This window comes from Amycolatopsis sp. NPDC045836, assembly GCF_056431745.1.
This window is the reverse complement of record NZ_JBWKKF010000037.1, coordinates 13,768-39,662: the sequence shown is the minus strand read 5'-3', so window position 1 is coordinate 39,662 and position 25,895 is coordinate 13,768. Positions and strand designations below refer to the sequence as shown.

Sequence of the window (25,895 nt, the reverse complement as noted above, 5' to 3'; positions counted from 1 at the left end):
ACCCAGCGCGCTGACCGGCGAGGAACGACACGACCTCGCCCGCTTTCGCGCTGCGGTGGCGCCCGCGGCGGTCCCGGCCTCTGGCCACGACCCACGGAGGAGATCGCCTGCCCGGCGGCCGCGGTCCGCGCCAGGTCCCGAGGACCAGGGCGCCGGTGCGCTGTACCTCCCGGCCGTCGTTCTGGTCGAGGCGGGCGAAGCCGCGGTGCTCCCGGTGGTGGCTGCGGTGGCCGGCGCGCTGCTGATGGTCACCGCCGTCATCGGGCTCGTCCCGCCCGGGTCGCGAGGCCGGGAGTGACGCGCCGGGCCGTGGGCGCAAAGCGTCGTTGCCCGGTGGGGGAGGCGGTTGGGCTGCGGAGGTGAACCGATCTCGGCGGGCCGCCGAGGCGGAGTTCCCCGGGCAGCTGCGGGTGATCGGCTCGCGCACGTTCTTCCCGCAGAACACCGGACCGGAGAACACCTTCGCGCTCACCGGTGATCCGGAGGCGGGCTCGCGGAAGCGGTCGCGGCGGCCAGGACGCAGGCTGATGACCTGCGCCCGGCCGGGTCGACCACAGCGCCGGGCAACTCCTGTTCGCCGAGCGGCAGGCCCCGCGCGGCACCGTCACCCGGCTCGAGCACGCTCTCGCGGTGACGGAACTCCGGGGCTCGTCCGCGAAGAGCCAGTTCTTGAGGGTTTGACGCAAATCGTGGAAGTGCGTGCCGGGCTTTCTGGGCAGTTCGCCGAATTCGGTGGTGGTGGAGCGGTTGCGCAGGTGGGAGTCCTGGCGGCTAGGGGTTCCGCAAGCCGTCGACGATCACCGCGACGAGGCGGTGTGCCCGTGTGTCCCATTCGGCACCGGGGATTCGGGACAGCGCGCCGAGCAGCAGGATGACGTCGGCCGCGTCGAGGCCGGCGCGGATTTCGCCGGTGGCCTGCCCGCGTTCGAGCAGGGTGCCGAGTGCCTCGTCGAGCCGGTGGTGCTGGCTGGCGTAGATCTCCTGCCAGGCCGGCACTTCGATCGCGGCCATGACCCCGCGTTTGACGCGGGCGTATTCGATCAGGCGCGCCAGCCAGTGGCACAGTGCGCCGAGCGGTGAGTGCTCGGCCAGCAGCGGTGCCACGGTGGCGACGAGCTGGTCCAGTTCCGCCCGGTACACCTCGGCCAGCAGGTGCTCGCGGGTCGGGAAGTGCCGGTAGAGGGTGCCTTGGCCGACGCCCGCGGCCTTGGCGACCCGGTGCAGTTTCAGCTCGCCCGCCGCGCCGTTGGACTCGCTCAGCTGCGCCCGCGCGGCCTCGATGATCCGGTCGCGGTTGGCGGCGGCATCGGAACGGGTCACCACGGCAGCCTCCTCGAGCGGACAATTGTCCGGTACGGTGGGAGTCAACCGGACAGTTGTCAGCTTAGCGGGAGGCGTCATGGCGAACGGACTGGACAAGGTCGTCGCGATCACGGGTGCGAGCAGTGGGATCGGCGAGGCGACCGCCGTGGAACTGGCCGGTCGCGGCGCCGCGGTCGTGCTCGGTGCGCGGCGCACCGACCGGCTGGAGGTGCTCGCGCGGCGGATCCGCGACGACGGCGGCCGCGTGGAGGTGCTGGACGTCGACGTCACCAGGCGTGCCGATCTCGAGCGGCTGGTGGCCCTCGCGGTCGACCGCTTCGGGCGCCTCGACGTCCTGGTCGGCAACGCCGGTGTCGCCCGGATCGCGCCGGTGGGCGACCTCGACGTCGACGCCTGGGACGCGATGATCGACGTCAACGTCCGCGGTGTCCTGCACGGCATCGCCGCCGCGCTGCCGGTGTTCCGCGCGCAGGGCCGCGGGCACTTCGTCACGACGTTGTCGACGTCGGGCCTGAAGATCGTGCCCACGCAGGCGGTCTACGCGGGGACGAAGAACGCCGTGCGCACGCTCCTGGAGGCGCTGCGGCAGGAGTCCACCGACGGCGTCCTGCGCACGACGTCGATTTCGCCGGGCTTCGTGCGCACCGAGCTGGTCGACCACGTCGAAGACCCCGTCCAGCGCGAGGAGGTCCAGCGGATGATGGCAGCGCTCGGCATCGCGCCCGAAGCCGTGGCACGCGCGATCGCGTTCGCCGTCGAACAGCCCGACGACGTCGAGATCGGCGACCTCACGATCCGGCCCACCCGGCAGGGCTGAGCCCTGGACGACCGTTCCCCAGCCGCGCCGGCGCGAAACCGGCCGGCACGGTGCGGAAGAAGACGAGGGCGGGGCCCAGGTGCCAGAGGGTGTCCAGGTAGGCGTCGCCGGTGAGTTCACCGCGGTGGCGGGCTCGGGTGAAGACCGACATCACCACTTCGCGGCGGGCGGCGATGAACCCGCCGCGCACGGCGAGGAGGTCCTCGCGCAGCGAGCCGGTGTCCGGTGGCTCCGGGGTGTTCTGCACCGCGCGGGTGAACGCGGCCACCACCAGCGCCGCCTTGTTCGGCCAGCGCCGGTGGACGATGGCCTTGCCGGCTCGCGCGCGGGCGACCACGGCGTCGAGGGTCGCGGCCGGCAACTCGTCCCGCCGAGCTCGCCCGCCCCGCAGCCGAGCCGTGGACGTGGCCCGCCATGTCGGCCTTCTTCCTGCGCGACGTTGATTCCCGGTCTACCAGGGCAAACCCTTCGTCGAAGGTACGGAGATCGGTTCCGCGGTGAGGTCACCGGTGTCGACCAAGGCTTGCGGTTCCCGATGACGGTCAGCCAGGAGAACCTGCACACGAACCTCGGAATACATTGGGACATCGAAAAGAGCCGGCTCGCCTCCTACACCACTTCGCTGACCGCGGACGCGTTCGCCAGAGCCGGTGCCATGGAAAGCCTCGGCTTCAGCGTCGATCCGGCACGGGCCCGGCGGGACCAGCAAGGCCGCATTCTCGGCCCCGTCTGGCAAGTACGCGCGAAGCGGCGCTGAACACGGAAGCAGAACAGTTGCTGGGATCGTCCGTCCCGTAGACGGGGGCGATGCCCCCGCCTCGTTGTTGTCCTCACGTGCGATCCCTCCACCGATTGCGCCCGGCCGGGCCCGTCAAGTGATGGCGGGGTTGAAGCGGGAGTAGGCCGGGGCGGTCCAGCGCCAGGTGTTCGCGCCCCGGATCTCCACCACGTCGGTGACGGCGAAGTCGACGACGCGCTGGGCTCCGGGGTACCGGGCGGCGCGGTCCGGTGACCAGTCCACCCGGGCGGTTCCGCTCAGGTGCAGGGTGGAACCGCCGGCGTAGCCGGGGAAGAGCAGTCCGGTGGCGGGCTGCTGCGCCAGGTTGCCCAGGGTCAGGAACATCGCGTTGCCCGGGTAGTCCGGCCAGCTCAGCCGGGTGGGGCCGGACACATCGACGAACCCCGGGTTCCCGCCCCGGTGGGACATGTCCGCGGAGCCGTCGCTCCCGGCCGTGGCGACGAAGAACGTGTCCGCCGCGCGGATCCGGCCGATCTGCGCCGCCCCGAGTTCACGGCCGCGGATCGCCGACGGGCGCGTGGCCGGTTCCCCGGCCGGAAGCGGGGTGCGCTGCTGGATGTACTTGGGACAGTTGGAGATCACCTGCTCGACCTCGATCTCCAGGTGGTCGCCGACCGGGCGGCTGCGGCCGTTGACCCGCATCCGGCGGCGCCTGCCCGGTTCGACGGCGATCACCCCGACCTCGGTGACGCCGTCGAGCGCCGCCGCGAGCGGGTCCGCCGCGGTGGGCCGGGCGGCGATGCGCACGGTGCGGTCACCGGTGGCCCGCGTGAATCCGGGTGACCCGGTGAGCATCGTGCCCCAGAGCCGGTCGCCGTCGCTCGCGCCGAGGTAGATCACCGGTTGCGCGGCCAGGAAGCTCTTCGCGACTTCGGGGAGGGTGGCGCGGATGGCCGGGCGGGCGTGCTCGGCGGCGGCCGCCAGCCCGGCTCGGTCCTGCACCGCCAGTTCCCCGAGGTGGTAGTCGGCCATCGGCTCAGAAGAAGCCGCAGGTCGGCGCGCCGGTCGTGGGTGCTTCGGCGGCTCTGGCGCCGCTGGGCGCGTAGATCTCCAGCCGGATGCCGTCGGGATCGGTGAAGAAGATGCCGCCGGAGTCCGCGCCCTCGCCGTGCGGCACGACGCCGTCGTGGTGGAACGTCACCGCCAGCTCACGCAGCACCCGCTCGGCTTCACGCACCTCGTCGATCGATTCCACCTGGAAGGACAGGTGGTGCAGGCCGGGCTGCCCGGTGGCGAACCGGCCTTCGCTCTGCTGCCACAGCGTCACCAGCAGCTTGCCGTCGCGGCCGAGGAAGGCGAACTCGCGCCCGGGTTCCTTGCCTTCGCCGAGCACCTCGAAGCCGAAGACCTCTTGGTAGAAGCCACGTGAGCGGCCGAGGTCGGTCACGTTCAGGCCGATGTGGCCGGTCTGCAGGGCGGTGATCGTCACGGGGAACCTCCGAAGTCGTCTAACCGTTGATATCAACTTAGACGGTTAGAACTAGAATGGTCAACCATTGATCTTTGGTTAGCCGGTTAGGAGGGAGGTGGGACGATGACCGATCCGCGCCCGCTGGTCGGCGAGCCGCTGGCGCTCGACCTGCTCAACACCTGGTGGGACACCACCGGAAAACTGGAAGACCTGCTCACCGACGTGGCCGGGCTGAAGGTCTGGCTCGACAGCGCCGGACTGCGCGTCCCGGCCGACGACGCCACGCTCGAAGCCACCCGCGGCGCACGAGCCGCACTGGCCGCGGCCCGCGCCGCCGAGCCGGACTGGGGCTCGCTGAACGACGTCCTCGACCGCGGGCGGCTGAAGTTGTCGGTGACCGGGGCGCAGCCGCGGGAAGCAGCCGAGGTGCCCGACACCGCGTGGCTGCCGGGCTGGCTCGCGGCCCGCAACTACCTGGACCTGCTGAAGCAGGAGCCCACCCGGATCCGGCGCTGCGCCAATCCGCAGTGCGTGCTCCACTTCTTCGACACCTCGAAGAACGGCAAGCGCGCTTGGTGCTCGATGGCGCTGTGCGGGAACCGCGCGAAAGCGGCGCGGCACTATTCCCGCCACCGCGGATAGGCGCTCGACGGTGACCCGGTGGGGGCATCGGTTATCGTGCGGTCCGGCTTCAGCAAGGCTTGAAACCGCCACGGCAACGCCGTTCGCTGTCCTAAAGTCGCTGCGTCAGCAACGATCCTGGAGCTTTGATGCGCAAGATCCTTTCCCGTGGCGCGGTCGCGACCGCGGTGGTGGGCGCCGGCCTGGTGCTGGCCCCGCCGATGGCGATGGCCGGGCCGGAGAGCGTGACCTGCTGGGCGAGCGACTGCGATCTCTTCGACGTCCCCGGTTTCCCGGGTGGCACCATCTCGGTGGACGCCGACGTGCACGGCGTCGGGATCGGCCGCTGGTACGTGTGGGGGCCGAACGGTTACGGCTGCAGCAACACCTTCCACGCCTCGGCGGGTCCCGCCTCGTGGGTCTGCCACAACGCACCCGCGGGCACCTACAGCGCGCGAGTCGAAGGCCCGCAGGGGCCGTCGAACATCGGCCTGCGCTGGTAGCACGAGGAGAACGCCGAGCCGGGCCCGGACGGCCGTTCGAGGGCTGGCGAGAGAATGCCTCGGCGGGCAGAAGGTTCCGGCTGCCGTGCTCGGAACGGCCTGAAGGGCTGTCTCCGGTGTGGAGACGGCGGCTGTACCCGTGAGCGGACTCGAGGCAGTTCGCCGGTCATCGCTTCGGCCCGGCCGAGGCCCTCGCTGGCCCACGCCTCGCCGAACCGGGTGCCTGCCGGTGCGGGCCACGGCCTTCGCGAACCCGGGCGAGCCGGTTCACCTGCTCTGCCGGAGGCCGTGCCGGTCCACCCAGGCGCAGATGGCGGCGCCGATCTCCCCGGGCCGGTCTTCCTGCGCGTGGTGCCCGGCTCGGCCACCGTGGACGACCTCGAGCGCGGCGATGTTGTCCCGGCACCACTCGGTGATCGCCGGGGTGGTGAGCAGGGTTGGTGAGCCCTCGAAGGTGATCAGCAGCTTGGGGATCGCCGCGCTGCTCGAAAGCCACGCGTCGTACGCCTCGATGCGGGCGATCAGTTCCGCCGGCTCCCCGCCGACCGGCATCTGGCGTGCCCACGCCAGGACCGGCCGGCGGCTCTCGCGCGTCGGGAACGGCGCGAGGTAGGGCTCGAGGTCGGCCACCGGGGTCAGCACGCCGCCGGTGAACGCCTGGCGGACGAACAGGTCCTGGTCGAGCACCAGCTCCTCGCCGGCCGGTGTGCGGAAGGTTTCGACGCGCTTGCGCGCCGGTGGCGAAAGCTCGTCCCACGCCATGGGTTTGACGATGCTTTCGAAGAACGCGAGGCCACGCACGCGTTCGGGGTGCCGGGCCGCCCAGTCGAAGGCGAGCGCGCCGCCCCAGTCGTGCCCGACCAGGACCACCCGGTCCAGTTCGAGCGCGTCGAACCAGGCGTCGAGGTAACGGGCGTGGTCGGCGAAGGCGTACGGGATGCCGGGCTTGCCGGACCGGCCCATGCCGATGAGGTCGGGCGCCAGCAACCGGCCGGGGCCGACGTGCCGGGTGACGTTCCGCCAGCCGTGCGAGGAACCGGGATTGCCGTGCAGGAACACAAAAGTCGTGCCGCTGCCGGAGTCGGTGTAGTGGACGGCCGAGTCGGCCACGTTGATTTCGGGCACGCCGAGCCCCTTCAGTCGAGTGGGGTGCCGAGCAGGGCCGTCAGGTCGTGGACGAACGCCGCCGTGCGCTCGCCGTCCCGGCCACCCAGCGGTGCCAGGAGCCGGTCCAGCAACACCTGGACCTCGGCGAGGGCGGGCACGGCCACCTCGTGGCCCCGGCCGGTGAGGGTGAGCCGCACGGTGCGGGTGTCCACCGGGTCCCTGGTGCGCTCGACCAGGCCGTCGGCCTCCAGGGCGCGCGCCAGCTTGGACACGTACAGCGCTTCGAGACCGGTGTGGTCGGCCAGTTCACGCTGGCTCGGCCGCTGCCCGGCGCGGGCCATGCCGTACAGCGAGGACAGCAGCACGTACTGGGCGTGCGTCAGGCCGAGCGGCCCCAGGGCGCGGTCGACGGCCACGCGCCACTTCATCGACAGTCGCCAGACCAGTGCGCCCGGCGTGGATTCCCTGCTCACAGCGGATACCGTACATGGATACTAAATACATGGCTAGCATCTTCGGCTGAACCTTCAAGGTACTTCGAACTCGAAGCGCTTGCTTCCAGTTCGAAGCAGTGCTAACTTGCTCTCAGTTGCTTCGAACTCGAAGCAAACGGTGAAGGGAAGAAGTCATGAAGGCGGTACGGTTCCACGAAACGGGTGGCCCCGAGGTTCTGCGCTACGAGGAGGTCGACCGGCCGGTCCCCGGCGCGGGTGAGGTGCGCGTCCGGGTCGCCGGGTCGGCGTTCAACCCGGCCGACGGCGGCATGCGCGGCGGCTTCCTGCCGATCCCGGTGACGCTGCCGCACATTCCGGGCTACGACGTCTCCGGCACGATCGACGCCCTCGGCGACGGGGTGGACGGCCTCACCGTGGGCGAGAGCGTCGTCGGGTTCATCCCCATGACCGCTGACGGCTCGGCAGCGCAGTACGTCGTCGCCCCGGCGAGCGCGCTGGTGAAGGCTCCGGTGCGCATCCCGCTCGCCGACGCCGCCGCGTTGCCCTCCGTCGGGCTCACCGCCTCACAGGCGCTGTTCGAGGCCGGTGAGCTCAAGGCCGGTCAGCGCGTGCTGATCAACGGGGCCGGCGGCCCCGTTGGCGGGTACGCCGTGCAACTGGCCAAGCGCGCGGGCGCCCACGTCATCGCCACCGCGAGCCCGCGCAGCAACGCGATCGTCAAGGCGGCCGGTGCGGACGAGCTCATCGACCACACCACCACCCCGGTCCTCGACGCGGTGACCGAGCCCGTCGACGTGCTGCTCAACCTGGCCCCGATCAGCCCGGACGGGTTCACCGCCCTGGCCACCCGGGTCCGTGATGGCGGGGTGGTCGTGTCCACGACACCGACCGTGCCCACGCCCGGCGACGAGGAGCGCAACGTGCGTGCGGCCACGATCTTCGTCCACCCCGACGCGGAGGTGCTCTCCCACCTGGTCGGCCTCGTCGACAGCGGTGACCTCCACGTCGAGATCGCCCGGCGCGTGCCGCTGAGCGAGCTGCCCGCGATCCACCGGCAGGCCGAGGCGGGGGAGAGCCACGGCAAGGTCGTCGTCGTCCCGCCCGCCCTCTGACGATCCCGCTTCAGGCCCGGACGGGATCGGTGAGCCCGCTCAGCAGGCGGAGCGCGGCGTGCGAGGACGAGCCGGGTTCGGCCGTGGCCAGGAACAGTTGCTGCCCGTCGTCCTCCGGCAGCTCCATCACCTCGTGCCGGAGCGTCAGCGCCCCGACCAGGGGGTGCCGGTAGCGCACGGTGGAGAACGCGCACTGGTGGACCGGGTGCGCCGCCCACAGCGCGGCGAACTCGGGGCTTCCCATGCTCAGCTCGCCGATCAGGGCGGCCAGCCGGGGATCCCCGGGGTGGCGGCCCGCGGTCAGGCGCAGGCACGCCACAGACGTGCGCGCCCGGCTCTCCCAGTCCGCGTACAGCTCACGCGTGTGGGGATCCAGGAAGAGCAACCGCTGCAGGTTCGGGCGGCCGGTGTCGAGGTGGCCTGCCAGCAGTGCGTGCGCGAGGGGGTTCCAGGCGAGGACGTCGGCGTACCTGCCGACGACGTACGCCGGCACGTCGCTGATCGAATCGACCATCGCACGCAGGGCGGGCCGGAGGTGTTCCGGTCGCGGCGGCTGCCGCGTCACCCGCGCGGGCCGGGCGAGGTCGTGCAGGTGTGCCGTCTCGGCCGGGTCGAGCCGCAGTGCCCGCGCTATGGCGCCGAGTATCGCGTCGGATGCGTTGCGGCTCTGGCCCTGCTCCAGGCGCGTGTAGTACGCCATGCTGACGCCGGCCAGCTGGGCGAGCTCCTCCCGCCGCAGTCCGGGAACGCGTCGCCGGGTGCCGGATGACGGCACGGCCACGTCCTCCGGCCGGAGTGCCGCTCGCCGTGAGCGGAGGAACGATCCCAGTTCGGCGCCCTGATCCACGTGACCACGATGCCACGACCGGGGCCCGCTGAGCCTGACCCCCGCGGTGGTAGGCACCGGTGGCCTACGTCCGGTGGGGAGCTGGTCACCGCGGGCGGACCGGTCCACCGTCGACCCCGTCCGAAGTTCCACGTCCGACGAAACGACGGAGACACATGAGTTCCGCGATGGCACCGCTTCCGCTGGCAGGCACCCGGGTACTGGTGGTGGGCACCGGGAAGCTGGGGGTGGCGACCGCCGCGCACGCGCGGGCCGCCGGCGCCGAGGTCGCCCTGTCCAGCCGGTCCGGGCAACGGCTGGCCGTGGCCACGCGATCCTTGCCGGGGGTCACCCCGGTGGTGGCCGACCCGGAGCGCCCCGAGCAGGCGGTGGAGCTGCTCGAGCGGCTCCAGCCGCTGGACCACGTCGCCGTGCTCGCGGGCGGTGCCACGACCAGCCGCGCCTACGGGATCGCGACCACCCCACCCGCCGAGGCGCAGCGGTCGTTCGCCCGCTTCTGGCTCAGCTACCACCTGCTGCACGCCGCACCGGGACGGATCCGCCCCGGCGGCTCGGTCACGCTGCTGTCGGGGTCGAGCAGCAGGCGCCCCTCCGGCGGCCGGGGCTTCTGGGGCAGCCTGCACGGGGCGATCGAGGCGCTCGGCCGCAACGCCGCGTTCGAGCTCGGGCCGCTGCGGGTCAACACGGTCAGCCCGGGCGGGATCGGGGTCAGCCCGATGAACCGCCAGCTCGTCCACCACCCCGGGCAGCCCGCCGACGTCGCGGCCGTGGTGGTCTCGCTGATGGCCGTCCCGGCCGTGACGGGCACCCTCGTCGACGTCGACGGCGGCGAGTTCCTCGGGGAGTTCGAGTGAGCGGCGGGACGGGTGCCGAGGTGGCCGCCCCGGCGCCGCGTGCCCGGCGTGCGCCGGCGCTGGCGGTGCTCGCCGGCGCACTCGGGCTCGACCTCAGCGGACTCGGTGCCCTGAACGCGGCGCTACCGTCGATCGGCGCCCGGTTCGGCCTCGCCGAGGCCACCTTGCAGCTGACGATGACCGCCTATGCCGTCACCTTCGCGGGTTTCCTCCTGCTCGCGGGCAGGATGGGTGACGCGCTCGGCCACCGGAGGGTCTTCGCCACGGGGATCGCGGTCTTCACCGTCGCCGCGCTCGCCGGCGCGCTGGCGCCGACCGCGGAGGTGCTGATCGCGGCCCGGGCGGTGCAGGGGGTCGGCGCGGCACTGTCCGGGCCGCCCGCGCTGGCTCTGCTGGCGGCGGTTTTCCCGGCCGGTCCGCCGCGCGATCGGGCGATGAGCGTCTACGCCTCGGTCGGCGCGGCGGGTTTCAGCGCCGGGGTCGTTGCCGGTGGCGTGCTGACCGGGTGGTTCGGCTGGCGATCGGTGCCGGCGCTCTCCGTGGCGGCCGGTGTGGTGGTGCTGGCCGGGGCCCGCGCGGCGCTCCCACCCGCGCGGCGCCGCCGCCGGCCGGCGGACCTGCCCGGCGCGGTGCTGGTGACCGCGGGCCTGCTCCTCGCGGTGTTCGGGGTGGGCAACGGCGGTTCGGCGGGCTGGGGCGCCACCGCCACCGTCTGGCCCCTCGCCGCCGCCGCAGTGCTGCTGGTGGCGTTCGTGTGGTGGGAACGCCGGGCCACCGAGCCGTTGCTGCCCTCGGTGGTCTTCCGGTCCACCCCGGTCCGGGCCAGCCTGCTCGCGGCGTTCCTGAACCACACCGCCGGTGTCGGCCTGCTCTTCTTCGCGCCGCTCTACCTGCAGGGCGTGCTCGGCTACCCGGCCGCCCTGTCGGGGCTCGCGGTGGTGCCGTCGTCGCTGGTCCTGTTCCTCACCGCCAACTTCCTGACCGGCAGGCTGCTCGCCAGGTGGGGACCACGGCCACTGGTCGTCGTCGGCCTGGTCCTGATCGGGGCCGCGATGGCGGCGTGGGTGTGCACCCCGGTCGACGGTGCGTACTGGGTGCACCTGCTGCCCGGCTTGCTGCTGACCGGGGCCGGCCAGGGCCTGGTGTTCCCGGCCGTGACCGTGGGCTCGCTGACGGGGGTGGCGGAGCACCGCCACGGCGTGGCCGGGGCGATCAACGTGGCCGCCCAGCAACTCGGGTCCAGCGTCGGGGTCGCGGCGCTGGTGGCGGTCTCGGCGGCGGTCGCCTCGCCCGGTGCGCGGGGCACGCTCGCCGGCTACCACGCGGCGTACGCGGTCGCCGCCGTCCTCTGCCTGGCGGGAGCGCTGGTGATCGCGTTCACCCGGTGGCCGCACCCTTCGGCGGACGGCGCGGCCTTGAAGGGCGGACAACGGTGAGCGAGCCGGAACTGGTCACCCTCGACGGGGTGCGGCTCGACGCCGTGGTCCACCACCCGGCTCCGGGGCCACGCCGGGGCACCGTGCTCTACGCCCACGGCATCACCGCCGACCTGGACGAGTTCGGCACGGCCGTCCGGGTCGCCGCCGAACTCGCGCGGTCGGGTCACGCGGTGCTGAGGTTCTCCTTCCGGGGCCACGGCAACAGCGGCGGCACGCAGCGCGGGGTGACCATCGCCGGTGAGATGCTGGACCTGGAAGCCGCGGTGGCGCACGCGGTGAACGAGCTGCCGCCGCCACTGTCCATCGTGGCTTCGAGCTTCGGCGCGGTCAGCACGCTGTTGTCCCTGCCGTGGCTGGACGACCGGCTGCACCGGCTGGTGCTGCTGCGCCCCGTGCTCGACCTGCACCGGACGTTCGTCGAACCGGAGACGCCGTGGGGTGAGCGGCACTTCTCACCGGAGCGGTGGAAACTGGCGCAGGAGCAGGGTTTTGCCCTCGTCAACGGCACGTTCGAGCTCGGCCGGGTGCTCTTCGAGGAACTGCGCCACCACGACCTGGCCCGCCCGTTCCAGCGCAGCACCGTGCCGGTGCTGATCGTGCAGGGCGACCAGGACACCGTGGTGCCCTGCGACGCCGCCCGCCAGGCCGCGGCCGGACGGCACCGCTGCCACCTGCACACCCTCATCGGCGCCGGCCACGGTTTCGACGGCCACGAGGACGAGGCCGCCGGCGTGGTGGCCGCCTGGCTGGGCGGTGACCCCGGCGACCCGGTGGGTGCCGGGGTCGTGCCCCGCTGAGCCGGGCGCCATCGTTCCCGTCCGGGTGGCCGGTGTTTCGATCGCCGGGCTCACCAATTCCGGTGGCTCGCCCTGCACGCGGTCCGGCGGTGCGGTAGACCTACTCCACGGCCAACCGAGTTGCCGCCGAATGCATTCGGAGTCGAGCAGGCAAAGCCAATCCCAGGGGAATTCCGTTGATGGACCAAACCGAGGTGTACCAGCGCTTCGCGGTGGCCGACGCCGACTTCTACGAGCCGCTGCACCGCTGGGACGACCGGGCCGACCGGTACCGCCCGGCGGATGCGGAACCGCCTCCGGGCTGGCGGCGGGCCGAACAGGACGTCTGGATCTCCTGGTTGCCCGATGGGCGCGGGCTCCCGGCTCAGGGCTGGAAAGTGCACGTGTCCGCGAATCCGGCCGATTCCGCCCACGTGCTCGACATTGTTCTCGAACACTGCGTGCGCCGCGAGATCGCGGTCAAATTCCTGCGCAGCAGCAAAGTGCTGTGGTTCCTGAACTCCAAGTACGCCGACCGCGGTGCCAGCGGCAAGTTCTGCACGCTCTACCCCGCCGACGAGGGCGAATGGGAACGCCTCCTGCGGGAACTCGACCCGCTGCTGGCGGGCTTCGGCGGACCCTACGTGCTCAGCGACCGCCGGTGGCGCTCGGGGCCGCTGTACACCCGTTACGGGGCGTTCGGCCCCCAGTCCTTCGTGGACGAACTGGGGGAGCGGGTGCCGGCGTTGCGGACCCCGGACGGGGACCTGGTCCCGGACCGCCGGGAGCCGGTCTTCCGGCCGCCGCCCTGGCTGCCGGTTCCCGGCTTCCTCCGGCAGGAACGCGACTCGGCGGAACTGCCCTACCGGGTGGAACGGGCGCTGCACTTCTCGAACGGTGGCGGGGTGTACCTGGCCGCGGACCGCTCCGGCCGCCGGGTGGTGCTGAAGGAGGCGCGGCCGTCGGCCGGACTGGACCAACGCGGCCAGGACGCCGTCGCCCGCCTGGCGCACGAGCACGACATGCTGCGGGAACTGGCCGGAGCGCCGGGCGTCCCGGCGGTGTTCGACCTGTTCACCTTCTGGGAACACCACTTCCTCGTCGAGGAGCACGTGGCGGGCACCCCGCTGGCCGAGGCGATTTCCGGCAGGCACCCGCTCACCGTCCCCGACGCGACACCGGCGGAACTGGCCGAGTACACCGATTGGGTGCTCGACGTCCGTGCGCGGGTCGGGCAGGTGCTCGACGGCCTGCACCGCCGGGGCATCGCGTTCAACGACCTGCACCCGCGCAACATCATCCTCCGGCCGGACGGGTCGGTCACCTTCGTCGACTTCGAACTCGCCGCACCCGCCGACCGGCCTCGTCACTCGGGCCTGGGCGTGCCCGGGTTCGCCCTGCCCGCCGGGAGCACCGGGATCGAGGCGGACCGGCACGCGCTGGCGTGCCTGACGCTGTGGATGTTCCTGCCGCTGAGCACCTCGGTGCTGGCCAGGGACCCCCGCAAGGTGACGTTCTTCGCGCGGTTCCTCACCGATCGGTTCGCGGTGCCCGCCCCGGTGGCCGCCGAGCTGGTCCGGGAGGTCGAAGCGGCTCACCCGGTGGGTTCCCGGCGTCCCGCTCCGCTGCGCGAGGACGTGCTGGAGGACGGGTACCGGGACTGGCCGTCCCTGCGGAAGAGGATCGCGGACGCGATCACCGCCGCCGCGGATCCCCGGCGGCCGGATCGGCTGTTCCCCGGCGACGTGCAGCAGGCCCGGTACGGGGGGTTCACCCTGGCCCACGGCGCCGCGGGGGTGCTCTACGCGTTGTGGAAGACCGGTGCCCAGGTCGTTCCCGAACACGTGCGGTGGCTGACCGAGGCCGCCCGCACCGCCGTGGCTCCCTTTCCCGGGCTCTGCAACGGACTCCACGGCACGGCCTGGGTGCTCGAATCGCTGGGGCACCGCGCCGACGCGCTGACGGTCCTGGACCGAGCCGTCCACTCGAAGGTGCCGGTTCGCACGAAGGGCCTGTTCGGCGGGCTGTCGGGCATCGGCTTGAGCCTGCTGCACTTCGCCGGGGCGACCGAGGACAGCGCCCTGCGCGCCGGGGCCGACGCGATCGCCGAACGCCTCGGCCGTCACCTCCGTGCCGGGAGCGCCGAGCCGGACCAGCCCGCGGCGGCCGGGCTCTTGCACGGGCTGTCCGGAGCCGCCCTGTTCCTCCTGCGCCACCACGCAGCCACCGGTGAGGCGGACACGCTGGAGCTGGCATCCCTGGCGTTGCACCGGGAACTGGACCACTGCGTGCCGGGGGAACGCGGAACGCTCGAAGTGCACCGGAACGGCAAGGCGCTGCCCTACCTGGGCACCGGAACCGCGGGCGTCGGGCTGGTGCTGCGGGAGTTCCTCCGCTTCGGCGACGACGAGCGGTTCCGGGACGCCGGAGCACGCATCCGGGACACCTGCCGCCGGGAATGCGGGATCTTCCCGGGGCTGTTCTCCGGGCACGCCGGCTTGCTCGCCTATCTAGCGGGGGACGACCTGCCCGACGACGGGGCCATCCGCTTCCACCTGAACCGGATGTCGTGGACGGCGGAACGGCGTGGCGGGGGTATCGCCTTCGCCGGGGACCAGCTCATGCGCCTGTCCGCCGACCTCGCCACCGGTTCGGCCGGGGTGCTGCTGGCCCTGCACACCGTTTTCCGGGATCCCGCCGGCTTCCTGCCCCTGTTCCCGGCACCCGCGGAGAAACCCGTGGCGGTCGGTGCCTGAAGACCGTGAAGCGGATCGATTCACCCGGGAGGAGGTGATTTTCCATGGATTCCGTGCTGGAACTCCAGGCGATGGACGCTGCCGAGCGCAGCCAGCAGTCGCCGCAGGACAGCATTCTGCTCAGCCTGCTCACCGTGTCCTGCTACGAGGACTGAGCGGGGCCGATCCCCGCCCGTGCCGCCGTCGTCCGGCGGCACGGGCAGGGGGGCGCTCAGCCGTTCACCGATCGCTCTGCGACTGCACCCTCTCCTTGGCTTCCTTGGCTTGACCGGTCACCTCTTCGGTGGCCGAACGGGCCTCGCCGGAGACGTTGGACGCCGCCTCGCTCGCCGCGGACCTGACCGACTCCGCGGCTTCCTTCGCCGGTTCGCTCAGCTTGTCCCTGGCCTCCTCGGCCACCTGCTGGGCCACCGGCTGGAGGTGCTCGCGGGCGAGGTCCACCGTCTGCCCGGCGACCTCGGCTTCGCGCTTCGACGCGGGCAGCAGGGAAGCGACCAGCCAACCGGCACCGAAGGCGATCAGCCCGGCGGCGAGCGGATTGCCCTGGGTCTCCCGCCGCACGGCGTCCGGTGCCTGGCTCACCGCGGACGCCGCGGCGGAGGCCACCTCACCCGTCTTGTCCCCGGCGGCTCCGAGCTTCTCGCCCACCGTCCTGGTCCCGCTCCCGGCTGTGCCCATCACCTTGTCCTTCGTCGCCGTCGCCGTCCTGCGCAGGCGTCCCAGCCGCCGCTCCACGATCCGGCCGGGGGTCACCTTCTCGGTGAGCGCGTTCACGTCCGCGCTCAGGTTCTGCTGGGTGTGCTCGATCTCGCGGCGGATCCGCTCCGGTTCGGTCATGCTCGCTCGCCCTTCAGTGCGCCGGGGACCTGCTGGAGCGTCTCCACGGTCCGCTCGGGTTGGGGTTTGACTCGGCGGAGTTCACGACGGCCGGTGGCCAGCAGCACCCCGCCGATCACCGCCCACAGGCCCGCCACGATCAGGGCCGCCCAGCCCTGGTCCATCACGTTCGCCAGCGCCCACCACAACGCCAGCGACAGGAAGAGGACCACCATGTAACCGGCGAACCCGGCACCGCTGAGCAGGCCGGCGCCCTTGCCGGCCTTGGTCACCTCGGTCTTGATCTCCGCCTTCGCCAGCGTCATCTCCTGGCGCACCAGCGTGGTCAGGTCGCGCATGACGTTGGACATCAGCTCGCCGACGGAGACGTCGGAGACATCGGGCTCCGGCGGCGGCGTCCCGGTCACCGCGGCACCTGGCCGGGGGACTGCGGGTCCGCCGGCTCGGCGGGCTGCGGGGTGGTGAACCCCCCGGGACCCGCCGGAGTGGGATGGGCGGGCGGCGGTGGCACGGTGCCCCCGGACGAAGGCGCCACGGGCGGCGGGGTCGCGGCCACCGGCGGGGTCGTGGCCGCCGGGGGAGGGGTGGCCGCGGGCGGCGCCGGTGGGGTGCTCCCGGCGTCGGCGGACTGCTCCTGCCGGTCGGCCACCACACCGCGGGTGAGCCTGCCGACCAGCGCTCCGGCGACCGCCGCACCGGCCAGGAACACGCCGGGCTTGCGACGGGCGAAATCACGCACCTCGCCGAGCAGGTCCCCCGGCTGCCGGGCCTCCAGCCAGCCCGCCACCGAGTGGGCCCGCTCGGAAACCTGGCGGGTGACTTCGGCGGCGGTCCCGGAAACCTCCGCCTTCTCCGCCATCCGGGCCAGTTGGTCGGCCAGGTCGTGCAATCCGCGGGCCGCTTTCTGCTGGCCCTCTCTCGCCTGCGTTTCCAGGTGTTCCCGGCTTTCCTTCAGCAGGTCCTGTCCTTCGCTCCTGGCTTGTGCCGCGACGTTCTTCGCTTCTTCCGCGGCCGTCCGGGCGACCGCGGTCCCGCGTTCGGCAGCGGTCGATCCCAGTTGCGCGGCTTCGTCTTTCGCGACCGCGGGTGTGCTCTGGTGCTGCGGTGGGGACTGGCCACCGGCTCCCTGTGTCATGGGACCTCCTCGGTCACGGTTCCGGTGCTGACACGGCGCGGCTACCCCGGCGATATGGGTGCAAACAACGTCGGTGGAAAAAGAAGGAACTGATCTCCAGCAGGTGGAAAGACGTTGTTCGTGATTCTTTTTCACCCGGACACCGCGTGCCCGCCACGCGGTTTCCGGGGAAGATCGATCCATGACACACCGCTGCCCGCCGACTGTCGGGGTGGAGGAGGAGTACCTCCTCGTCGACCCGGCGAGCCGGCAGCTGCAACCGGCGGCTCCCGCGGTGGTAGCCGGTGCCGCGAGCGAACTCGGGGAGCGCGTCGGCACGGAGCTGACCCGGTTCCAGCTGGAGGCCAGGACCGAGCCGCACACCGGCATCGACGACCTCGGCGAGCAGCTCCGGCACACCCGGGTGGTCATCGCGCGCACCGCGGCCGAGCACGGGTCGCGCGTGGTCTCGTCCGGCAGCCCGGTGCTGGGCGATCCGGTTCCGCCGCCGATCACCGACGGCCCCCGCTACGCGGCCAGCGCCTGCCACTTCCGGGCCCTGGACGACGAGCAGGTGGCCTGTGCCTGTCACGTCCACATCGGCTTGGCCGACCGGGCGGTGGCGCTGCGGGTCAGCAACCACCTGCGGCCCTGGCTGCCCACCCTGGTCGCGCTCTCGGCCAACTCGCCGTACTGGGCCGGCCGCGACACCGGCTACGCGAGCTGGCGCACCATGGCCTGGGCCCGGTGGCCCGCCGCCGGACCACCCCCGTACTTCCGCTCGCCCGGCCACTTCGACGACCTGGTCGGCCGGCTGCTGGAGGCGGGCGCGCTGATGGACCGAGCCGGCGTCTACTGGGACGTGCGCCCTTCCAGCCACCTGCCGACCGTGGAGATCCGGGTCACCGACGCGGCTACCACCGTGGGTGAAACCCAGCTGTTCGCCGCGTTGGTCCGCGCCCTGGTGGACACCGCCCTGGCCGACATCGCCGCCGGAGCCCCCGACCCCGACCCCGACCCGCACACCTTGCGTGCCGCCCACTGGCGCGCCGCCCGTGACGGTCTCGGTGGCCACGCCGTGCACCCGCGCACCGGGCGCCTCCTGCCCGCGGCGACGCGGGCCGACGAACTGCTGGCCCACGTCACGGCGGCCGTCCACCGCAACGGAGATCGCCGGCTCGTGGAAACCGAGTGGCAGCGGCTGCGGCGCGGTGGCACCGGAGCCGACCGCCAACGCGCCGCCCACCGCGGCCACGGCCGGCTCAGCGACGTCGTCGACCACCTCACCCTTGCCTATCGTGGGAAGCCAGGATCAGCTGCCGGTGCCGGCCGACCAGCCGCTGGATGAGGACCACGACGACGAGCTGGGCGAGGCCGGAGACCAGGAACGCGGCCGGCACACCGGTCCAGCCGGCCACCGCGCCGCCGAGCAACGCACCCAGCGGGATGCCGCCCCACAGCACCACGCGGTGGGCGCCGAGCACCCGGCCGAGCAGCTCGACCGGGATCATCGCCTGGCGCAGCGACATCGACAGCACGTTCCACATGGTGACGCCCACCGCGATCCCGAAGAACCAGAGGCCGGCGGCCCAGGCGTTGGTGACCGTGCCGAGCAGGACGCACATGACGGGCGCGATCGCCACGGCGACGCCGATCGCCCGCGGCCGGCCGATCGCCGCGGTCAGCGGCCTGACCGCGGCGGACCCGGCCAGGCCGCCGATCCCCATCGCGACGAAGAGGATCCCGTACCCCGCCGGGCTGAGGTGCAGGGTTTCCAGCGCGTACAGGACGTGGAGGGAGGTGGCCATGGACGACAAGCCGGCGATCAGTCCGCTGAGGATCGTCAGGCCGCGCAGCAGGGGGTGCCGCCACAGCCAGCGCACGCCCTCGGCGATGTCCGCGCGCAGGGTGGTGGGCGCGGAGCGTTCGGCGCGGAACCGGCCGGGCACGGCGGCGACGAGGACGGCGGCCAGCGCGAAACCCAGCGCGGAGCCGACGAACGGGGCGGCCCGGAGCCAGCCGAACAGCGCCGCGCCCACCGGCGGGCCGACGAAGCTCTGTCCGGCGGTCTCTTCGGCGGTCAGCCAGCTGTTGGCGGAATCGAGCCGCCGGCGGTCGACGACCTGAGGCAGGATGGCGCGGGCCGCCGAGTCGTAGACGACCTGGCAGGCGCCGAGCGCGAACGCGGCGGCATACAGCACCCAGATCTCCGCCACCCCGGCGGCGGTGAGCACCACGAGGACGCCGAGCAGCGCAGCTCGGATCAGGTTGACGGTCAGCATGGCCCGTCGCCGGTCCAGGCGGTCGACCAGGGCTCCGCCCGGCAGGCCGAACACCAGCCACGGCAGGAACGCGAACGCGGTGAGACCGGAAACGAGGATCGGGCTGCTGGTCAACGACGCGGCGAACAGCGGCAGGGAAACCCTGCTGACCCCGTCGGCGCAGGTCGCCGTGGCCGACGCGGCGAAGAACTTCCAGAACGAGCGGTCAAAAGCGGGCGCCGAAAAGCCGGACGTGAAACGTCGGAACAAGGTAATTCCACCTTCGGAAACGAAGCTTCGCTTCCGCTCAGGTGGTGATGGTCCTCCCGGAGATGCGGAAGCGCAGGACGATGTGAATGGTCACTGGTACCGCCTCCTGACATTTCCTCGTGCGGACAACGCAAGGATCATAGCAGGGGTGATCCGAGATCGAGCGCGGTCGGCCAGCCGGACCGGCTCAGAGCTGCCCTGCCGCGCTTCCCGGTGGTTCGGTGGCAGCTATGTCGGCGTTGCTCGTGCCGAAGCCTTCAGGCCACCGGGTTCGGGCGTCAGCGATGACCTCCGTGAGGTCGGCGTACTCCAGGTTCCGGGCTCGCACGTCCGCACCTTTGAGGTCGGCGCCTCGGAGGTTGGCCCCGTGAAGGAACGCCAAGCCCTCGCGCAGGACGGCCGGCCGGGCGAGCACCCGGGGAGGGCGGTTCCGGCGCCGCTTCGCCGTTCCGTGGAGCGGGAGCTGCATCAGTGCGCCTCGTGGGCGTTGAGCAGTTCTTCGAGCTTGGCGTTCTGCGCCCGCGCCAGGTCCAGGGCCCGCTGCTGGTAAGCCGCCCGTTCCGCTGGGTCGTCCGGCATCGGCGGGGCGATGTTCGGCTGCAACCGCGAGGTGTGCAGCCAGCCGCCGATGTCGGCGTTGCCCGCCCACCGCAGCTGCTCCGAATTCGCGGAAATGGTGAACCGGAGCCAGTCCACGTCGGTCTTCGGGTTCGGGGTGACGGGGCAGAGTTCGTTCTTCACGGTGTCATCGGACTGGCTCGCCTCCACGTGCGCGACGAGGGCGGCGCTGAACACCGGCTGGCACACCCGGACCGACTGCAGGGTGATCAGCCCGTCCTGGAAGATCGGGACGACGGGGAGCCGCTTGGCGGCGTCGGCGGTGCAGTCCACGTGCAGCACCCGGGGACCGGTCGGCACCGTGCCGCCGTCGAGCTCGATGTCCGCTTCGTTGATCCGCTTCACCCGGCCGAGCCGGACGACGTCCCGGATCCGGCGCAGTTGCTCGAGTTCCGCCTTCGAGACGGTCGCGCAACGGAACGAAGTCGGCCGCTCGTCCGGGGAGATCCGGAGCAGGGCTCCGATGGCTTCGAGCCGCTCGAAGAGGTCGGGCACGGATTCGGCACCCATGATGGCTTCGTGTTTGGCGGCGTACTCCTTCCCGATGTCCTCGGCCCGGCGGAGGGGGAGTGGCTGCACCGCGGCCCGGTCGACGAGCCAGGGATCGCGGGGCATGATCCAGGTCAGGCCGGCGGGCTCGACACCCTGCTCCAGAAGCCAGAGGCAGGTGTCGATACCGGTTTTGCCGGCCCCGACGACGACGTACCGGTCGTGGGGCTCGCGGATGGCGGGCAGTTCGTTCGGCGGCACGACGGGAACGCCGGGAGCGACCGGGAACTCCGGTGGTCGCATGGCGGGCACCGTCACGCTCTGGTAGGTGGTGTCCACGACCTTCCGCCGCGCGGTCACCTCGAACTCCTTGCCGGAGGTCGTCAGGTGGAACCGCCCGGCACCCCGGTACTCGGCCATGGGGTGGTACGCGACCCGCCCGGACGGCAGGAAGGTCTGCCGCATGACCTGGTCGTAGTAACCGCAGATCTCGGCCGCGCTCGCCAGTTCGCCGAACCCGGCGTTCCAGCCGGACCGGTCGACCCGGTCCTCACCGAGCGGGCGGGAGTTCACGCCGTACATGGCGGAGGGCTGGTGCAACCGCACGTAGGGGTAGGCGACGGTCCAGTGCCCGCCCGGCCGGTGGTAGCGGTCGACCACGGTCACCGTCGCCCGCGTTTCGGCCAGCAGTGTGTCCACGAAGGCCATCGCGGTCGCCCCCGCTCCGATCACGAGGTAATCGGTTTCGATTTGGGTCACCATCACGTATTTCCTGTCCGTTCTCGGGTTCCGGAACGCCTGAGCAGGTGCGTACAGCGTATTGATCAACTGGGCCCAGTGTATTGACACGGATGGTCCGGTCAACGATTTTGGTTTGTGTCAACGAAACAAGTGCACCAGCCTCGCCGAATTGAACTAGTACACTTCGGCGGGGGCCGAGGAATGGATCAGGAGTCGCGCATGCCGTCCGGAGTCCCGCTCTACCTGCGCATCGCCGGGGAGATCGGCGCCAGGATCCGGTCCGGCGACCTCCCGCCGGGGGAGCGGCTGCCGTCCACCCGCCAGATCGCGGACCGCTGGGGGGTCGCGATCGCGACCGCGACCAGGGTGCTCGCCACCCTGCGTGAAGAGGGGCTGGTCGAAGCGAAGGTCGGGTCGGGCACGGTGGTCGCCGCGTCTCCCGGCCGGGCGAAGGGACCCGCCGCCCGGCTGTCCCCGCGTCCGGTGGGCGCCAAGCAGGCGCTCAGCCGCGAGCACCTGCTGCGGACCGCCATCGCGATCGCCGACGTCGAAGGGGCCGACGCCGTGACCATGCGCCGGATCGCCGCCGAACTGGGGGTGGGCGCGATGTCGCTCTACCGCCACATCGCGAACAAGGAGGACCTGGTGACGCAGATGGCCGACCTGGTCTTCGGGGAAGCGGAACTGCCCGAGCCGGGGCCCGCGGGGTGGCGGGCCAAGCTCGAACTGGTCGCGCGACGGCAGTGGGCGCTGTGCTGGCAGCACCTCTGGCTGCCCCGGGCGATTTCGTTCACCCGGCCCTCGTTCTCGCCCAACCTGATGGGGCACACCGAGTGGGTCCTGCGCGCCCTCGACGGTCTCGGTCTCTCGCTGCGGACGCGGATGCAGGAAGCGGTGGCGCTGCACTCGCTGGTGCTCACCGTCGCACTGTCCACAGCGGACGAAGTGGAGGCCGAGCAGGAGACCGGGGTGACGCTCGCCAGGTGGTTGCAGGCGCAGCGGGCGCGGGCCGGGGAACTCTTCGCGAGCGGGCGGTTCCCGCTGCTGGCCGAGGCGCACGAGGAAACGGCACCCGACCTCGACGAGCTGTTCGAGTACAGCCTCGCCCGCCACCTCGACGGCTTCGCGATCCTGGTGGCTGAGCGGGAGGCGACCTAGGACGTGCTTCCACCGGCGGTGGGAGGACGATGCCGGCGAGGGTGACGCACGTGTCCGGATCTGTGGGCTGGTCGTCCTTGCGGACCCCCGGGCTTCCGCGTGAGACTTCCGTTGTGGACCAAGCGGAACGGGACGTCGTCGTCATCGTGTGTGAAGGAGTGGTGCTCCTCGACCTCACGGGGCCGGTGCAGGTGTTCACCGGGGCGGGCGGCTACCGGACACGTCTGGCCTCGCTCGACGGCGGGCCGGTGCGCACGGACACCGGGATCGTGCTCGGCGTCGACCGTGCACTGTCCGAAGTGGACCACTCGGTGGACACGGTGCTCGTTCCCGGTCCGCAACCCGGCTTGCTCGACGGCTTCCCACCGGCGCTGATCGCCGACGTCCGGCGGCTCGGCGAAAACGCCCGCCGGGTGGCCTCGGTCTGCACCGGCGCGTTCCTGCTGGCGGAGGCGGGGCTGCTGACGGGCAGGCGGGCGACCACGCACTGGGCGATGTGCACCGAGCTGGCCACGCGGTTCCCCGGCGTGGCGGTCCAGCCAGACGCCATCTACGTGCGCGATGACCACGTGCTGACCTCGGCCGGGGTGAGCGCGGGCATCGATCTGGCCCTCGCGCTCGTCGAGGAGGACCACGGTGCGGACGCGGCCCGGACGGTGGCCAGGAACCTGGTGGTGTTCCTGCGCCGGCCCGGCGGCCAGTCCCAGTTCAGCGTCTGGGGCGAGGTTCCCCCGCCCCGGGCTCCCGCCCTGCGCGCGGTGCTCGACGCGGTGGTCGCCGACCCGGCCGCCGACCACACCCTGGCCGGGATGGCCGCGCGCGAGGGTCAGCGAACGCCACCTGACCCGCCTGTTCCAGCGTGACCTCGGCATCACCGCCGGCCAGTACGTGACGCGGGTCCGGGTGCAGGCGGCCCGCACCCTGCTCGAATCCGGCGACGCCGGTGTGGAGACCGTGGCCCGCCGCTGCGGTTTCGGCTCCGACGAGACCCTGCGCCGGGTGTTCCTCCAGGTGCTCGGCACCACCCCCACCGCAGACCGGCAACGCTTCGCTCACTCGTAGGAGACTCCGTGTCGCATTCCGTTCCCCGTCGCACCGTGCTGGGCGGCGTCGTCACCGGCGCCGTCATGGCCGGGCTCCCGGCCGGCGCCTTCGCCGCGAGTCCGCCCGGGCTGTCCTTTCCCGCCACCGGGTTGGCCAGGCAGGCGCATGCGCTGGTCACCGGAACCCAGCGACCGTTCCTGCGCAACCACAGCCTGCGCAGCTTCCTGTTCGCCCGCGCGGCGGCCGAGCGGCAGGGCAGGCGAGCAGGTGAGGACTACGACACCGAACTGGTGTTCCTCATCTGCGTGCTGCACGACATGGGGCTGACAAACGCGGGGAACACCGACCAGCGGTTCGAGGTGGCCGGCGCCGATTTCGCCGCCCGGTTCCTCGAAGAGCGCGGCGTGACCGACAGCCGGGTGGACACCGTGTGGGACGCCATCGCGCTGCACACCACGCAGCACATACACCGGTCGCCGGTGTTCCAGCGCCGTCGCCCCGCCGAGATCGGCATCGCGCAGACCGGCATCGGCATCGATCTCACCGGCCCCGACGACCCCGGCCAGGTCCCGCCCGGATTCGCCGAGCGCGTCCACGCCCGCTACCCCCGCCTCGGCGGCTGCCGCGCCCTCACCGACGCCATGGTGGCGCAGACCGTCGCCAACCCCCTCAAGGCTCCCCCGATGACCCTCCCCGGCGAGATCCACCACCAGCGCCACCCCGAACTGCCCTACCTGACCTGGGACACGATCCTCGACGCGAACAGCTGGGGAGACTGAGGGGTTGACCCTGACGCAGGGTCAACCCCTCAGCCTGGTCGCCATGACCAGCCACTTCGCGGTCCACCACGACGGTGTGACGATCCGGGGCTCCCGCGGTGGCCGGGGACGGCCGCTGGTCCTGTGTCCCGGCCTCCTCACGACGCGGGCCCACCTGCACGAGCTGATCGGACTGCTGCGCCGCGACCACGACGTGGTGAGCTTCGACCTCCGGGGCCACGGCCTCTCCTCGCCCGCCGGCCGGTACACCTTCGAGGCGTTCCTCGGTGACTTCGACGCCGTGATGACGGAGTTGCAGTTCCGCGATCCGCCCCTGCTGGTGGGCCATTCGCTGGGTGCGGACCTGGTCGTGCACCACGCCGCCGAGCACCCGGGGGCCGTGGCCGGGCTCGTGCTCATCGACGGCGCGAACCCGGTGCCCGAACCGTTCCTCACCGAGGCCGACCTGCCGGAATTCCGTGCCATGGCGGAAGAATTGCGGCACGAGTCCGAGCGGGCCAAGGGCACCGCGCGTCAGGTGCTGCTGGCTCCCGGGGATTTCCTCGGCCTGAACCTGGAGATCGAGGTGGTCCGGTCCGCAATCCTCGGCCGGTACCGGGAAATCGACCGTCCGATCCGCATGATCACGTCCACTTCGATGGCGGGGGACAGCGGTGACGGGCGTGCGCGGTGGCGCAACCGGAACTGGCGGGCCGGCGTCGAGCGGCTGGTCCGCGCACGGCCGCACGTCTCCACCTCGTGGCTCGACGCCGGCCACCGGCTCGTGCTCACCCACGCGCCGGAGATCGCCCGGCTGATCCGCGGCACCCCCACGCCGGTCGGCCGGGCTTGACCCGCCGCGGGGACACTGGACCGGTGCTGACCATCGGCGAGCTGGCTTCGTACGCGGGGGTGACGGTGCGCGCGGTGCGGCACTACCACGCCAAGGGGCTGCTGCCGGAACCCGAGCGCGACCGCTCCGGTTACCGCAGGTACGACGCCGGTGCCGTGGTCGAGCTGATCAGGATCAGGACGCTCGCCGGGGCCGGGGTCCCGCTGTCGCGGGTGCGGGAACTGCTGGGGGCGGGCGAGGCGGAGTTCGCCGCGGCGGTCACCGGCATCGACGAGCGGCTGCGGGCGGAGATCCGGCAGCGGCAACGGCACCGCGAGCGGATCGCCCGCCTCACCGCCGGGGACGGGCTGGTGCTGCCCCCGGAGGTGGTCGGCATCCTCGACCGGCTGCGGGCGCTCGGCGTCGACGAGCGGATCGTCCAGGTCGAGCGGGACGGCTGGATCCTGCTGGCCGCGCGGTCCGCCGGGCCGGTCACCGAGCAGGCGGCGCGCAAGCGGGCGCAGCTCGCCGACCCACCGCTCATCGCCTTCTACCGCACCCTGAGCCAGGCCCTCGACCACGCCGGCGAAACGGACCTGACCGGACTGGCCGACGAGCTGGCCGCCTACCTCACGCGGCTGGCCGACGAGCAGGACGAGGACCACGTCGGCGGCACCGGGGTCGAGCCGCCGCTCGCCGAACTGATGGACACACTGGCCTTCGACACCGCCCCGCCCGCACGTCGGCTGATCGAGCTGCTGCGGGAACGGGGCTGGACCGGCTGGACGAAGCTCGAACGCGTTGGCGCCCGGCACGTCAGCCGAGTTCCTCCACCAGCGCGAGGATGACACCTCCGGGGCCGCGCAGGGGGCAGAGGCGGTGGCCGTCCGGACCACGGCCAGCTCGCACCGGACACCGTACGAGGTCGTGGCCCACGATGCCGATGTCGTCCA

29 protein-coding genes are annotated in these 25,895 nt (G+C 72.3%); 16 read left to right on the top strand and 13 right to left on the bottom strand.

Annotated elements, in window-relative coordinates:
• Positions 1-771 precede the first annotated feature (771 nt).
• On the bottom strand, positions 772-1,320 hold the full coding sequence (locus tag AC07EG_RS38615) for a TetR/AcrR family transcriptional regulator (protein ID WP_478258242.1): 549 nt from the start codon (positions 1,318-1,320) through the stop codon (positions 772-774).
• Positions 1,321-1,399: 79 nt separating this feature from the next.
• Between AC07EG_RS38615 and AC07EG_RS38610 the strand changes: the two genes are divergently transcribed.
• A complete protein-coding gene (locus AC07EG_RS38610) occupies positions 1,400-2,140 on the top strand; it encodes an SDR family oxidoreductase (RefSeq protein WP_478258241.1) in 741 nt (246 codons plus the stop codon).
• Here the strand turns inward: AC07EG_RS38610 and AC07EG_RS38605 are convergent.
• Positions 2,112-2,501 (bottom strand): TetR family transcriptional regulator C-terminal domain-containing protein, encoded by a 390-nt coding sequence (locus tag AC07EG_RS38605; protein ID WP_478258240.1) that lies wholly within the window; start codon positions 2,499-2,501, stop codon positions 2,112-2,114. The two genes, AC07EG_RS38610 and AC07EG_RS38605, sit on opposite strands and share 29 nt — an antisense overlap.
• 174 nt (positions 2,502-2,675) lie before the next feature.
• Between AC07EG_RS38605 and AC07EG_RS38600 the strand changes: the two genes are divergently transcribed.
• Positions 2,676-2,897, top strand: coding sequence for a hypothetical protein (locus AC07EG_RS38600; protein WP_478258239.1), 222 nt, complete (start codon positions 2,676-2,678; stop codon positions 2,895-2,897).
• Positions 2,898-3,011: 114 nt separating this feature from the next.
• Here AC07EG_RS38600 and AC07EG_RS38595 read toward each other — a convergent pair whose 3' ends face one another.
• Both AC07EG_RS38595 and AC07EG_RS38590 read right to left on the bottom strand, forming a co-directional pair.
• Positions 3,012-3,911, bottom strand: a complete 900-nt coding sequence (locus tag AC07EG_RS38595; protein ID WP_478258238.1) for a pyridoxamine 5'-phosphate oxidase family protein — start codon at positions 3,909-3,911, stop codon at positions 3,012-3,014.
• A 4-nt stretch (positions 3,912-3,915) separates the two neighbouring features.
• The gene (locus AC07EG_RS38590) at positions 3,916-4,368 is read right to left on the bottom strand and encodes a VOC family protein (RefSeq protein ID WP_478258237.1); all 453 of its coding nucleotides are present in this window, start codon (positions 4,366-4,368) and stop codon (positions 3,916-3,918) included.
• A 105-nt stretch (positions 4,369-4,473) separates the two neighbouring features.
• Between AC07EG_RS38590 and AC07EG_RS38585 the strand changes: the two genes are divergently transcribed.
• Complete coding sequence (locus AC07EG_RS38585; RefSeq protein ID WP_478258236.1) at positions 4,474-4,992, top strand: CGNR zinc finger domain-containing protein; 519 nt, start codon at positions 4,474-4,476, stop codon at positions 4,990-4,992.
• A gap of 128 nt (positions 4,993-5,120) precedes the next feature.
• Positions 5,121-5,474, top strand: a complete 354-nt coding sequence (locus AC07EG_RS38580; RefSeq protein ID WP_478258235.1) for a hypothetical protein — start codon at positions 5,121-5,123, stop codon at positions 5,472-5,474.
• Positions 5,475-5,741: 267 nt separating this feature from the next.
• On the opposite strand, the gene AC07EG_RS38575 is transcribed toward AC07EG_RS38580, so the two are convergent.
• Both AC07EG_RS38575 and AC07EG_RS38570 read right to left on the bottom strand, forming a co-directional pair.
• Positions 5,742-6,599: a haloalkane dehalogenase gene (locus AC07EG_RS38575; protein WP_478258234.1), complete on the bottom strand. Its 858-nt coding sequence runs from the start codon at positions 6,597-6,599 to the stop codon at positions 5,742-5,744.
• 11 nt (positions 6,600-6,610) lie between these two features.
• Positions 6,611-7,054 (bottom strand): MarR family winged helix-turn-helix transcriptional regulator, encoded by a 444-nt coding sequence (locus tag AC07EG_RS38570; RefSeq protein ID WP_478258233.1) that lies wholly within the window; start codon positions 7,052-7,054, stop codon positions 6,611-6,613.
• A gap of 155 nt (positions 7,055-7,209) precedes the next feature.
• On the opposite strand from AC07EG_RS38570, the gene AC07EG_RS38565 reads away from it, so the two are divergent.
• Positions 7,210-8,148 carry an NADP-dependent oxidoreductase gene (locus AC07EG_RS38565; protein ID WP_478258232.1) on the top strand — a complete coding sequence of 313 codons (939 nt, stop codon included), beginning with the start codon at positions 7,210-7,212 and terminating at the stop codon, positions 8,146-8,148.
• 10 nt (positions 8,149-8,158) lie between these two features.
• On the opposite strand, the gene AC07EG_RS38560 is transcribed toward AC07EG_RS38565, so the two are convergent.
• Positions 8,159-8,995: a helix-turn-helix domain-containing protein gene (locus tag AC07EG_RS38560; RefSeq protein WP_478258231.1), complete on the bottom strand. Its 837-nt coding sequence runs from the start codon at positions 8,993-8,995 to the stop codon at positions 8,159-8,161.
• A gap of 167 nt (positions 8,996-9,162) precedes the next feature.
• Here AC07EG_RS38560 and AC07EG_RS38555 point away from each other — a divergent pair, with 167 nt between their 5' ends.
• The 4 genes from AC07EG_RS38555 to lanKC all read left to right on the top strand — a co-directional run bounded on the left by AC07EG_RS38555 (position 9,163) and on the right by lanKC (position 14,820).
• Positions 9,163-9,849 carry an SDR family oxidoreductase gene (locus tag AC07EG_RS38555; protein WP_478258230.1) on the top strand — a complete coding sequence of 229 codons (687 nt, stop codon included), beginning with the start codon at positions 9,163-9,165 and terminating at the stop codon, positions 9,847-9,849.
• Positions 9,846-11,285, top strand: coding sequence for an MFS transporter (locus AC07EG_RS38550; RefSeq protein ID WP_478258229.1), 1,440 nt, complete (start codon positions 9,846-9,848; stop codon positions 11,283-11,285). The genes AC07EG_RS38555 and AC07EG_RS38550 overlap by 4 nt, the downstream gene beginning before the upstream one ends.
• The gene (locus AC07EG_RS38545) at positions 11,282-12,085 is read left to right on the top strand and encodes an alpha/beta hydrolase (protein WP_478258228.1); all 804 of its coding nucleotides are present in this window, start codon (positions 11,282-11,284) and stop codon (positions 12,083-12,085) included. Before AC07EG_RS38550 ends, AC07EG_RS38545 begins: the two co-directional genes overlap by 4 nt.
• 179 nt (positions 12,086-12,264) lie before the next feature.
• On the top strand, positions 12,265-14,820 hold the full coding sequence (lanKC, locus tag AC07EG_RS38540) for a class III lanthionine synthetase LanKC (protein ID WP_478258227.1): 2,556 nt from the start codon (positions 12,265-12,267) through the stop codon (positions 14,818-14,820).
• A 219-nt stretch (positions 14,821-15,039) separates the two neighbouring features.
• Here lanKC and AC07EG_RS38535 read toward each other — a convergent pair whose 3' ends face one another.
• The 3 genes from AC07EG_RS38535 to AC07EG_RS38525 are packed head-to-tail and all read right to left on the bottom strand — an operon-like array spanning position 15,040 to position 16,792.
• Complete coding sequence (locus AC07EG_RS38535) at positions 15,040-15,657, bottom strand: DUF3618 domain-containing protein (RefSeq protein WP_478258226.1); 618 nt, start codon at positions 15,655-15,657, stop codon at positions 15,040-15,042.
• Entirely contained in the window at positions 15,654-16,064 is a 411-nt protein-coding gene (locus AC07EG_RS38530) for a phage holin family protein (protein ID WP_478258225.1), read from the bottom strand. The genes AC07EG_RS38535 and AC07EG_RS38530 overlap by 4 nt, the downstream gene beginning before the upstream one ends.
• Positions 16,061-16,792, bottom strand: coding sequence for a hypothetical protein (locus tag AC07EG_RS38525; RefSeq protein ID WP_478258224.1), 732 nt, complete (start codon positions 16,790-16,792; stop codon positions 16,061-16,063). The genes AC07EG_RS38530 and AC07EG_RS38525 overlap by 4 nt, the downstream gene beginning before the upstream one ends.
• Positions 16,793-16,973: 181 nt before the next feature.
• Between AC07EG_RS38525 and AC07EG_RS38520 the strand changes: the two genes are divergently transcribed.
• On the top strand, positions 16,974-18,119 hold the full coding sequence (locus tag AC07EG_RS38520) for a carboxylate-amine ligase (RefSeq protein WP_478258223.1): 1,146 nt from the start codon (positions 16,974-16,976) through the stop codon (positions 18,117-18,119).
• Here the strand turns inward: AC07EG_RS38520 and AC07EG_RS38515 are convergent.
• The 3 genes from AC07EG_RS38515 to AC07EG_RS38505 all read right to left on the bottom strand — a co-directional run bounded on the left by AC07EG_RS38515 (position 18,055) and on the right by AC07EG_RS38505 (position 21,171).
• Positions 18,055-19,302, bottom strand: coding sequence for an MFS transporter (locus AC07EG_RS38515; protein WP_478258222.1), 1,248 nt, complete (start codon positions 19,300-19,302; stop codon positions 18,055-18,057). The genes AC07EG_RS38520 and AC07EG_RS38515 overlap by 65 nt on opposite strands.
• 187 nt (positions 19,303-19,489) lie before the next feature.
• Complete coding sequence (locus AC07EG_RS38510) at positions 19,490-19,771, bottom strand: pentapeptide repeat-containing protein (RefSeq protein WP_478258221.1); 282 nt, start codon at positions 19,769-19,771, stop codon at positions 19,490-19,492.
• On the bottom strand, positions 19,771-21,171 hold the full coding sequence (locus AC07EG_RS38505; RefSeq protein WP_478258220.1) for an NAD(P)/FAD-dependent oxidoreductase: 1,401 nt from the start codon (positions 21,169-21,171) through the stop codon (positions 19,771-19,773). Before AC07EG_RS38505 ends, AC07EG_RS38510 begins: the two co-directional genes overlap by 1 nt.
• Before the next feature lie 198 nt (positions 21,172-21,369).
• Here AC07EG_RS38505 and AC07EG_RS38500 point away from each other — a divergent pair, with 198 nt between their 5' ends.
• The 6 genes from AC07EG_RS38500 (at position 21,370) to AC07EG_RS38475 (ending at position 25,790) form a co-directional block, all read left to right on the top strand.
• On the top strand, positions 21,370-22,308 hold the full coding sequence (locus AC07EG_RS38500; protein ID WP_478258219.1) for a GntR family transcriptional regulator: 939 nt from the start codon (positions 21,370-21,372) through the stop codon (positions 22,306-22,308).
• A gap of 113 nt (positions 22,309-22,421) precedes the next feature.
• On the top strand, positions 22,422-23,171 hold the full coding sequence (locus tag AC07EG_RS38495; protein ID WP_478258218.1) for a GlxA family transcriptional regulator: 750 nt from the start codon (positions 22,422-22,424) through the stop codon (positions 23,169-23,171).
• Positions 23,149-23,370: a helix-turn-helix domain-containing protein gene (locus tag AC07EG_RS38490; protein ID WP_478258251.1), complete on the top strand. Its 222-nt coding sequence runs from the start codon at positions 23,149-23,151 to the stop codon at positions 23,368-23,370. The genes AC07EG_RS38495 and AC07EG_RS38490 overlap by 23 nt, the downstream gene beginning before the upstream one ends.
• Before the next feature lie 8 nt (positions 23,371-23,378).
• Positions 23,379-24,131: an HD domain-containing protein gene (locus AC07EG_RS38485; RefSeq protein WP_478258217.1), complete on the top strand. Its 753-nt coding sequence runs from the start codon at positions 23,379-23,381 to the stop codon at positions 24,129-24,131.
• Positions 24,132-24,174: 43 nt separating this feature from the next.
• Entirely contained in the window at positions 24,175-24,963 is a 789-nt protein-coding gene (locus tag AC07EG_RS38480; RefSeq protein WP_478258216.1) for an alpha/beta fold hydrolase, read from the top strand.
• Positions 24,964-24,986: 23 nt separating this feature from the next.
• Complete coding sequence (locus tag AC07EG_RS38475; protein WP_478258215.1) at positions 24,987-25,790, top strand: MerR family transcriptional regulator; 804 nt, start codon at positions 24,987-24,989, stop codon at positions 25,788-25,790.
• Positions 25,791-25,895 lie beyond the last annotated feature (105 nt).